The following is a 2,658-nucleotide window of genomic DNA, read 5'->3' as shown; positions in this document are numbered from 1 at the left end:
TTTATGAATTACGCTCGAAGATTAGGGTAAGGAAATAACTATTCATTCTTCTGGATATATATAAATTTATTATTAAAATCAAAGAATAATACATTTTTTTCATAATAATTAGATCCCACAAAGCCATCAAAGGGTATTGATTTATCTAACGAGCTGAGCATAAACCAATTATTGGGAATAATTTCTTTATTTATAGAAAATAGTTGTGTTTTGATAAGAGAACATCCTGACTCATTGTAGTAAGCGTCTCGTGGACAGAGCCTACTGGCTTTACTAATCAAATTTGTGGCACGGATAATTGAAGGATTCGCGCCTGTGTCCCAAATTAATTTTTTTATCTCTCCATTTATTTTTGCCGTTGTCAAGATTCCACCTTGGAAAATAAATGGAATCTTTATCCAAGACATTATATCATAGTCTTTAGGAGGTATGTTTGCTTGGGTTAAAATTGCTTGAGAGTTAGCATAATCAAGCAATAAGCCATAACGCGAAAGTAATCGTAGACCTAGTACCCCATTTTTTGATGCTTCAGTATGCTTAAAATTAGCATCATTCCCCCCCCACAATTTAGACATTACTATACCCTTAATATTATGCAAGAAGAACGGGCCAATTTTTAATTCAGGGATAATAAAGGTTTCAGCACAAAATTCAGCTGAAATAGTTTTGCTGCATTCTTTTTTAGGGTGATAAACTACATTAATATTTTTTAAAGCATAACGACTCAATGCGAGCTCATATTTTGATGCTCCTGTATCTAAGATAACGGGTATCTTTTTTCCCTGTATTTCTATATCGCATGAAGGTAAGCCATGTATTTCATTACCCGTGTTAAATTTTAATGGTAATACAGCTTCTTTAATTTCTGCATATAATGCACCATGAAAAACAATATAAGTTAGAAAAGCAATTACAATATTTCTTAGAAAACTTTGCACTTATTACTCCATGTTATTATTTCTCTAGCAATAAATTATTAGTAGGTTTGTTCAGGCAAAAAACCACCTACTTGCACATTCCACAAAGATTGATATTCTTTTGATTTAATTAATAAATCTTCATGCGAACCATCACTAATAATTTTTCCTCTATCAAACACAATAATACGATCCATTTCTAACAATGTAGATAGACGATGAGCAATAACAAGAGCTGTTTTTCCTTGCATAAAGCTCCATAACGAATCGTGTATGTTTTTTTCAGTAACAGAGTCTAATTGTGAGGTTGCCTCGTCTAGTATAAGAATTGAGGCATTTTTAAGAATACATCTGGCAATGGCTATGCGCTGCCGTTGTCCGCCAGACAGTTTCAATCCTCTCTCACCCACTATTGTGTTATATCCTAAAGGAAGCGAAGAAATAAACTCATGAATTTGTGCTTGTTTACATGCATCAATAACCTCGTCATCACTTGCATTAATTTTTCCATAACGTACATTATCCATTATTGTACGATGAAATAATGAGGGTTCTTGCGGAATAACACTAATAGCAGAGTGTAATGATGTTTGAGCCACATTCCGAATATCATGCCCATCGATAAAAATACTTCCCTCATTAACGTCATATAATCGAAGAATTAAATTAACAAATGTCGATTTTCCTCCCCCAGAATGACCCACCAAACCTATTTTTTCTCCTGCTTTAATAGTGATTGTTTTATTTTGGAAAAGAGGTGATAATTCGTGATACTGAAAACTCACTTTATCAAATAAAATTTCACCCTTGCCCACAGAAAAATTTATAGCATCGGCTTTATCTAAGATTTCAGGGGTTGTGTTTAATGTTTTTAATGCTTGATCAACAGTACTCCAGTTTGTTGTAAAATCACGAAGATGATTAGAAAGTTCAAACATCGTATCTGAGATCTTGAAGTTAAGCATAAAAATTAAAACAAAATCTCCAGGAGAAATTAGATTTTTATGCTGTAAATAAATAAGTCCTATTAAAAATGACAGGGTGTAAATAGAAAGCGTACCTCCTTGTATCATATAAAACCGCATCAAAAAATAACCTTGAACACGTCCCTCTTTTCTAAAATGTTCTGCTATAGCGCGAAGTTTGCTCTTTTCCATCGGTACATTTGTAAACAACTTCACATTCAATATATTTACTAAATAATCTGTTAAATACCCCCAAAGTTTAGATCGCGCTTCGGCATAACTCTTTGAAACGGGGACGACTTTTTGTAATCCTATAAAAGTCATTAAAGAAAAAAATAACATCCATACAAATAGCCCTACTGCAAATAAGACATGAATCTTAGCTAGCAATAATAAGGTTAGAAAAAATGTAACTCCAAATTGAATAAACTGATGACCGATAGTAGTAATGAGAGTAGGAGTAAGACTAAAAGCATCACTAATTTTGGCCAAGATACTTCCACTTAAATTGTTCTGAAAAAAAGCATACGAATAATAACTCACTTTATCAGCCAATATTGATGCTATACGCGCTCTATACGATGGTACAAAATTAGCGTGCAGCCAATCGCTAAAGGTCCAAGCTAACGTTGTAAGAATTTGAAATCCGGCATATGTATAAACTAAGCTCCAAAAATTAAATTTGCTATATCCAGAAGCAGTATCTACTAGCAGCTTAATAAGATAGGGTTTAACATTATTATCTAAAGAAATAACACATACCACTAAAAACATAC

2 protein-coding genes are annotated in these 2,658 nt (G+C 33.0%); both read right to left on the bottom strand.

Annotated elements, in window-relative coordinates; all coding sequences use genetic code 11:
- Positions 1–38: 38 nt before the first annotated feature.
- Positions 39–938 (bottom strand): aspartyl protease family protein, encoded by a 900-nt coding sequence (locus tag ELY11_RS12225; RefSeq protein ID WP_127033879.1) that lies wholly within the window; start codon positions 936–938, stop codon positions 39–41.
- 38 nt (positions 939–976) lie between these two features.
- Positions 977–2,658, bottom strand: a 1,682-nt coding sequence (locus tag ELY11_RS12220) for an ABC transporter ATP-binding protein (protein ID WP_148110542.1), incomplete at its 5' end; no start/stop codon positions are given.

The sequence above is a fragment of the Legionella septentrionalis genome (genome assembly GCF_003989745.1).
Taxonomy (GTDB): Bacteria; Pseudomonadota; Gammaproteobacteria; order Legionellales; family Legionellaceae; genus Legionella_A; species Legionella_A septentrionalis.
This window is presented reverse-complemented; position numbering and strand designations above follow the sequence as displayed.